Annotated in this window: 6 protein-coding genes; 2 read left to right on the plus strand and 4 right to left on the minus strand. The window is 67.4% G+C overall.

Features of this window, described 5'->3' with window-relative positions; translation table 11 throughout:
* Positions 1-309 precede the first annotated feature (309 nt).
* Positions 310-522 (minus strand): hypothetical protein, encoded by a 213-nt coding sequence (locus tag ACZ4AA_RS37375; RefSeq protein WP_467612840.1) that lies wholly within the window; start codon positions 520-522, stop codon positions 310-312.
* Between the two features lie 873 nt (positions 523-1,395).
* Positions 1,396-1,869 (minus strand): helix-turn-helix domain-containing protein, encoded by a 474-nt coding sequence (locus ACZ4AA_RS37380; protein WP_467612843.1) that lies wholly within the window; start codon positions 1,867-1,869, stop codon positions 1,396-1,398.
* Positions 1,870-2,776: 907 nt separating this feature from the next.
* Between ACZ4AA_RS37380 and ACZ4AA_RS37385 the strand changes: the two genes are divergently transcribed.
* Entirely contained in the window at positions 2,777-2,977 is a 201-nt protein-coding gene (locus tag ACZ4AA_RS37385; RefSeq protein ID WP_467612846.1) for a hypothetical protein, read from the plus strand.
* Between the two features lie 3,066 nt (positions 2,978-6,043).
* Here ACZ4AA_RS37385 and ACZ4AA_RS37390 read toward each other — a convergent pair.
* On the minus strand, positions 6,044-6,913 hold the full coding sequence (locus ACZ4AA_RS37390) for a hypothetical protein (RefSeq protein WP_467612849.1): 870 nt from the start codon (positions 6,911-6,913) through the stop codon (positions 6,044-6,046).
* A gap of 265 nt (positions 6,914-7,178) precedes the next feature.
* Complete coding sequence (locus ACZ4AA_RS37395; RefSeq protein WP_467612852.1) at positions 7,179-7,505, minus strand: hypothetical protein; 327 nt, start codon at positions 7,503-7,505, stop codon at positions 7,179-7,181.
* Between the two features lie 144 nt (positions 7,506-7,649).
* Here ACZ4AA_RS37395 and ACZ4AA_RS37400 point away from each other — a divergent pair.
* Positions 7,650-7,759, plus strand: a 110-nt coding sequence (locus ACZ4AA_RS37400; RefSeq protein WP_467612855.1) for a helix-turn-helix domain-containing protein, incomplete at its 3' end; no start/stop codon positions are given.

Genomic DNA, 7,759 nt, shown 5'->3' on the forward strand with positions numbered 1-7,759 from the left:
CGTTGCGCCGCCCGCGAAGGGACGAACCGGGGGCACGATGGCCCCCGGCCCCCGGCTCTCGTCGGGTGAGGCCGCCGGTGCCGCCGTGTTCCCGCTGCCGAACCCGGCCGGCAGGGAGCCGGGTTCGCAGGGGCGGCAACCGCGCCGGTTGTCCCTGGAACTGTTCGGCGTCCGCGGGGGAGTCCCCTCCCGCCGCACACGTCGTCCGCCTGGCGGATGTTCCATCCCGCGGGTGCCGGGCCGGTGGAGCCGGCCCGGCATGATGACACCGGTCCTAAGGGCAGATGCCGATCATTGGCGGCGTCCGGACTACTGGTGGACGCTGATCGCCTGCGTGGCCTGCGACTGAGCGACCGCGAACGGCGAGAACGAGTTCGCCGCCAGCGACTCGTTGTGGGCGCCGACGGCGGCGGCCTTGTGCGAGATGTTGGTGGTCTTGGCGAAGTTGAACGAGAACTTCCCCAGCGCCTCACGGCCGGGCAGCAGCTCAGCGGACTCGGCTTCGAGCATGTCGTTGTTCATGATGAAGACCTCTCAGTGTGAATATGTGTCGATTTCCGGCGGATCCGGACCGAGATGCGAGAGCACAGGGTGCGTCGGGGTTCGTCAGGTCCGACCGACGCGGGTGAGCGGCTCCGTCAGAGCCGGTACAGGGAGTGAACCGGGCTCTGGCGGCTCAACGCGCTGCTGTGACAAGGCCCTTGGGAATGCAAGGGCCTCGGACGACAGCCGCTGTCCGGAGTCTCCGAACAACTTGTCCGGAGATCTCGGACAGTAGCGGACGGGGAGATGGTTCGCAAACCCCCCAGAGACAGCCTTCATGCCCAAAACGTACGTCAGTTCGCCTTCGTGGCTGGGCAGTTGCGCCGGCAGCCACAGACGTCCCGCCAGGTCAGGGCACCGGAGACGGGCGAACCATGCAGGCGCCCCGGCCCGCCTGAAGAACGCGGATCTCGCGGTGGTGTGATGTCACGGAGCGACCTGATGACCCGGTGGCTGGGTGGCCCGGTCGCCGGGAACGGCCACCGGGCTCCGGAACGGGGCTTCCCCGCCGCCGTGTCGGCAGACCCGGCGAGGACGTGTCCCGCAGCGTCGAGCCGGCCGCGCCCATGAAGGCCCCCGCGCAACCAGCGATTCCCGGGCGGCCGGGCGGACGCGCGGCGCACGCGGACAGGGCGTTCTGCGGAGCGGCAGGGTGCCGGACTGCGGACGGCGGTGTCCTCGACCAGGGTGTGACCCGGGTGTGCGTCGAAGCGGCGCGCACCGTCCCTGCCAAGTCGCCCATGCCGTCACCCGACACCACGGCGCGTGCCATCACCGGCGGTGTCCTCGCCGCCCCCTTCGGTCCGCTCGGCGAAGGTGAACGGGGCGCGCTGCACGGCCTCTTGCGCCGCATCAACCCCAGTGGGCGACACTCCTGGGGCTGCCCTGGCCCAGCAGCTCCGCGGCCCGTCGGTGGATGGCCAGTTCGGCGTCCAGTTCGGCGATACGTCTGAGGGCCGCCCCCAGATCGGAAAGGCCGTCGCCGGACGCATCGGGCACGGTTGCCTCCGCCTCCGCCCGATCGGCACCGAGGGCGGGCCACCGGCCCGGCCGAGGCCCGCCGGCCAGCCCGTCCAGCCGCTCGGCGACAAAACGCCGTCGCCACTTGCGGACCGTGTCCGCGGCCACCCGCAGGTCCCTGGCCACCGAGACGATCGCCGGCACCTCGGGTCCCGCACACGCCAGCACGATCCGCGCACGCAGAGCCAGAGCCTGCGGCGGTGCCGCCGCCCAGCGCTCCAACACGGTGCGCTCATCGCCCGAGAGCAGCAACGGCTCCAGCTTGGGGCCGCGCCGGGCAATCGACGCGCCGGTGGTAGAAGTCATGCACCGGCTAACGAGCCCCGACCGACACGGGACACCCCGCGCGGGACACCCCGTGCGACGGCGTGTTTCCGCCGGCCACGAGACCAGGAGCGCCCCCGGTCCGGACGGCCGGTGCCGACGTCGGCGCAGGCACCGGCGATCCTCGGCCCGAGCCGGACCGCGCCGGACCGCCTCGGGCCGGGAGAAGCGCCACCCCGGACCGAGCCGTTCCGAACTTGCTGCTCAGGAAAAGAAGTTGAGCAAGAGCACCAAATTAGAGCATAGGAATTTTCATCTTCAGTTGTTAGTTGAAGTCTTCAGTAAATCTGGAAGCGAGTCATCTCATCATGGCTCTGCGGATGCGTCATGCGTGGCGCCGGCCGGGGCGGGTGCGCCTGGCGCGTCCACGCCAGGCGGGCCTGCCGCCCTGCTCCTCCTGGTGCCGAAGACCGGTCCGGCGCGGCGGTATCGACACGTACAGCTGTACGACGACATCAAACGCCTATTCGCAGGAGCTGGGACATGCATCCAACGCGGTCGTCCGACGGGGGCCGCCCCAGAAATGATCACCGGCAGCCCCGCCGCCGCGAACGGCCGTCTCGGGTCATGTCCTCGGTGACCGGCCATCGCGGGCCGGATTTGGCGAAACGGTACGTCCACCGGGTGTCATCGACCGCCCCCCTCCAGGACCGTCAAGGATCTCCGTTCCGGCACATGGGAGCGGTCCGTGCGCCGCGCCGCTTTCTCGGTTCGCGCGCAGGATTCGAAGTCATGCCAATAGGTGCGAAAGAGGGGGTTTTTGTCGCTATCCTCTTGTTCCACCCGGGCTGAGCGGGTTTCCTGATGAAGCGTCGTCGGAGGGGTCCAAGTGTTCGTCGTCCAAGGATCATCCACCACGGCTGTTGTGCGCGGTACTACAGGAGAGCCGGTGATTCTGCTCTCCGGGGAGCTACCGGAGTGCCTGACGGCCGCGGCTCTGGATGATGTAATGAACATGGCTTTGGCAGTTCTCAGTGGAGACGAGATGAGACTATTCAGATCGTGCCTGACGGCCTTGTGCTGCGGGGAAAAGCTGGAGGAACGCCACATTGAGGTGAGTGGGGCAACCCTGACCATCTTCAGGAGATGACCTGAACGCATTCCCGAATTTTTACAAGAAACGATCCGGCAGTCGGGGCGAGAGACCGTGCGGGTTGACGGGTTCCGTGAGCGCGGAGCGGGACGGAAGCGACAGCCCCTTTATTCATATCGGATGGCAAGTCCTGTCGTGTTCGTGTACTCGGGGGCCGATTGTTCGATCGCGGGTGTGCGGGTTCATCGCGAACCGGCCGCTGCGGAAGGCCGGGGCTGACAGTCGGCGCCGTGCGCGCCGGTACGACGCCGCGCTGTTCACAGGGTGTCCCGGGAACCGTGCCGCACCGACGGCAGGGCACTGCCCGCCGCAGGCTTCCCAAGACGGCGGGCAGTGCCCTGACTGACGATCCTGGCTATCGGAGCCGGCCGGATACGCAGACCCAGTGGCCGTGGTGGTGGTGTCCCCAGCCGTGGTGGTGGCTCCAGTAGCAGCGGCGACCCGGGTCACGGTCCCCGTTCCAGCCCTGGTCCCGGTAGTAGTCCCAGTCCCCGCCGCGACCCCGGTCTCCGCTCCAGTCGCGGCCTCGGTCGTCACCGCGGCCTCGGTCGTCACCGCGGCCCCGGTCGTCGCCACGGCCCCGGTCGTCACCGCGACCCCGGCCCCCGTCGTGGTCCCCGCCGTGGTTGCGAGGGTCCAGAGGGGAGCTCACGACCGCGGACGGTGCCTTGAGGACGGGAGCCGGAGCGGCTGCCGCCGAACCTGCGAGCGGCAGAATGACGGCCCCGACCGTCATGACTGCGGCAGCCAAAGTTCCAGCCATACGCTTCACTGATTGATCCTCCTTCAATTTCAGGGCAATCTCAGCCCGGAAACCGACAGTACCCGCAACTTTTGGACCGGTAATGCAGGCGACTTGCATCGTGTCCGAAGGGCCGACGTGTCATCGAGGATCTAAACAGCAGGTCGGAGGGCATGGCCGAACGGTCAGCCGCTTCTATTCCGTACGGAAACGGATCAGGGAAAACACTCGACCGGCGGACGGGCCGTGCGAGTCGAATGGACAGGGCTTCAGGCAAACCGTCAGAGAGCCCGCCCGTGCCCTATTTCCTTGATTCCCGCCAACAAAGTGCCCAGATTTATGAAGAGACGGACTGTTCACTTCCGCCGCACCTGCCACGGGATATGCCGAGAAAGCGTCGTCTTCGCGCGATCGAAATGCCTCGATGTTTTTGGAGAGCCTTTCGGTATCTTTCTCACATCCCTGCCGGACCGGCCCGGGGATGTCACGGAACGTGACCGAGCCGGATGGTTCGCTGCGGCGGCCTGCCGGTCGGAAGAAGACGACGGGACCGGCACCTGCCGCGCGGCACCGCCCGAACCTCCGGTTCGAGTGGGCCGGTCCTGCGCGCGGCGGCGGGGGTGAGGAGGCGCCGGTCTCGATCTCCGGCCCTGCCCGCGATCCCGGACACCGTTGATGACCTTCACTCGGTGGGATGAAAGCCACGGCTTCCGACGGTTTTGATGTCTTCACGGTGTTGCTCTGGTGTGAGCGGGGCTGTTCCGGTGCTCGGGGAGACCGCGATGCCGGCCCGCCGGCGTTCGGTCGGGAGGCGGTGCCCGGCCCTGAACGAGACGGTCCGGGCGGCGACTTCACGGTCCGGGCGGATGGTGCGACCGGACCCGCCTCTCGGCCCAGGCGGACCGCCACGGCCGGCCGGTGAGCTCGGCGGGCTCCGCGGGCGACTGGAGAGCTCCGGCTGCCGGAAGGTCTGCCGTCTCACGGACAGCCTCCGCACAAACACCTACAGCCCAAGCACCTGCGACCCGCCTTGCCCTCGGGCGGTCGTGGACGCAACGCGTCGGCGGAGAGGCCGGACTGTCGGCACAGGCGGCCATCGGCTTGATCGTGCCGAAGTGCTCCGCCTCGGCGGCAATCGGCACACCACCGCCGACGGTCCCGGCGGAGCGTCAAAGAACGGAGTGCCCATTCGGGATCGACGAACAGGAGCGAAATTGGGAAAATATGCAAGAACTTTCGAGCTTTCCGACCGTCGCTTCGCGGATCCTGCTCGGCAAAACCGCCTCGCGGACGGGAAAGCTATCGCCATTTGAAAAGATCGATGTCGTTCTAATGAGACACGACCGTCTCCCGTACGGCCTCTACCGATCTCGGCATTCGTAATGCTACGGTCGATTGGTCACCCTACAGAAGGCGGTATCACCCGGGAGGATTCAATGATCTCAACGGCATCGGAGCTGGCTGTATGGCTCGCGGAGATGTCCGGCGATCGGGAAAAGGTATTCGACGACTGGCGTTCATGCGGAATAACCGTACTTCCGGCCGGAACATCCTGGGACGCGGTCAGGTTTTCCGAGGCGAGAGGCTACCGGGCATACGTCGACCTGCTCCACGCCACGGGCCCCATCGGTCCCATGCTGTGGGATGCGCGGTGCCGGCAGGTGTATTTCCTGGCCTCTCCGGGATGGTCACCTCTGCTGCGGTCTCTCGATGTGCGGGTGGTGTCCCGGGGAGGATGGCTGGCGGCCCCGGATCCCAGGCGCCACCCGGGCAGGTTCGTCTGGATCATGGGCAGCCCGAGAAAGCGGCTGACCTGCGCCGGACGGCTCTACCTCTCTGCCGTGCAGACTGGTTCGACCCCTCCCGGAGACGGTGAGGGTGAGTGCCGCTTCGGTACGACGGGATGCATCTCCCCGTGGGTATCCGTCGCGACCCGATACCAGATGAAACGAATCTTTTAACCTTCCGTGTCCGACTCCGTCGCCCTGACAGCGCAAAGCCGGGTGGCCGCCGCTTCCTTGGTCGTGTCGTCCCGCTGTTGCCTGGCTCGCACATTTATGACCTCGTACGAATTTCTGCGCCGGCGGTCACGGGAGAGCCGTTCATGCCTGAAATGGAGTTCCGGCGGAGAACGTCGATTCTCCGGGTCGAGAGGGACGTGATGCCGGTGGGGCTGAAGACTGTCGAATTCGTGACGGAAATAGAGAAAGTCCGCGAGTGCAAGGGCTGTCCCGCAAATTCTCAGCCACCCGGTGATTCGACCCTTTCCCCGTCCTGAGAATCGAGGTCCGGCCTGCCCGGCCGGGCGGTGACTGCCGTGCTCAGGCGGAGGGCTGGGCGGTGGCGGCGTTGTCCTGCGGTGGGAAGCCGCCCCACTGGGGCGAGGGGGAGGGAGCGGGGGTGGTGATGGGTTGTCCCTTGGCCCAGTCGCGGTACTTCACGGAGAAGGGGTCGGAGATGAACTGGGACGAACGGTCCGGGTCGTCGCTGTGGAAGGGAATGGTGATCTTCACGGATGCCGGCAGATAGTCGTGGCCGGTGACGAGGGTGAAGGTGAGTTCCTTGCCCGGGCTCGCCTGGGCGTAGGGGCGGTAGAAGAAGCCTCCGGCCGGGTCGGACGCCAGGGCCGCGAGGGAGACCTGGCCGGTGATGACCCGTTCGGTGCGATCGGTTTCGCGGTAGTGATCGGCGTGCTCCAACAGCGCCGCGAGATGCTCCGGCGATGCCAACCAGCGCGTCTGAAGGGCGTTGCTGACATCGGAGTTGTCCGTCGCGCCGCCGGCATCGCCGACGTAGGTGGTCGGCCCGTAGATGTCGGTGCCGGTGGCGGGAGAGTTGTCCGGGGTCACCCAGGCGCGGTTTCCGATCACCACGACGTCCGGGGGGAACCACGGGTCCTCACCCGGGTCGTACAGGACATGCGTCGCGACGGCCTTCGTACCGTCGGAGGACAGGCCGATGCGTCCCTGGCCGTAGAACTGGGCGGGGTCGCTCAGGTTGCGTGCCGAGACGTCGAAGGCGACCACGGAGCGGCTGACCATGGCCTGGCCGACGGAGCGTGCGGCCTGCTGCTGACGGGTCAGGCCCGGCGAGCCGGCCGCCGTGCCCGCGCCGGAAGCCGATGACGCCGGCGAGGCGCTCCTCGGCGCATCGGGAGTCCCCGCCGAGCATCCGGCCGCTGCGGTGGCCACGGCCACAAGACCGACCCATAACCCTCGTACACGCACCGGCATCCCCCGTCGTCCCCTGCCCCGACACCTTGCCTGCGCACCGGACAATGCCGGTGATACGCGGCCGGGACGTGAATCTATAGACCAGATCCGCTGTTGGGGCCGGTATTGCCGAATATGCGTCGTGACTCGGGCATAAGTGCATGCACTTATCCGGCGGCCGACACCTGGACATCCCGAACCTCACGATCGGGAGGCGCGCCGCCGGGCCACAGGCCGCTCCGTCTCAGCGGAACTCGTGGACCACTTGGATCTCGCCGACCATGTGGGCGTTGAAGTCGTCCAACTCCTCGGCCGGAAGCCATAGTTCGAGGATCGTCCGCCCGCCGGCCTGCTGGATGGGATACCGGCTCAAGAACTCCGACTCGACCTCGAAACGAGTGACGAAGCCGGCGCCGTCGTGCTTCACGTTCCAGTCCCGCGCGATCCTGACCGCGTAGTCCTCGTTGAGGACCGGGTAGAAGATCGGCTGCTCGGGCAGCCGGGGTGGCCAGGCACGCCAGTCCAGTTCCCGAACCAGATCCAGCTCTTTGGGGCCGGTGGGGCGCCACAGGGTCGTCGTTGCCCCAGGTCTCCTTCGTGGATACCCCGGCCTTCAGGCCGGGGAGGAATCGAAGCTCCTGCGGAGCAGGGCAGAAGAAGCCGGTTCGCCCCTGGGCGGACCGGCGTTGTCAGTGGCGGTCGTTAGGTTGGTCGCGTGTATCTGCGGTACTCCTTCCGGCTCGAGCCGACGCCGGGCCAGCGCATCGCGCTGGCCCGTGCGTTCGGCTGTGCCCGGGTGGTCTACAACGATGCGCTGGCCGCGAG

This window comes from Streptomyces sp. NPDC024698 (assembly GCF_055559015.1).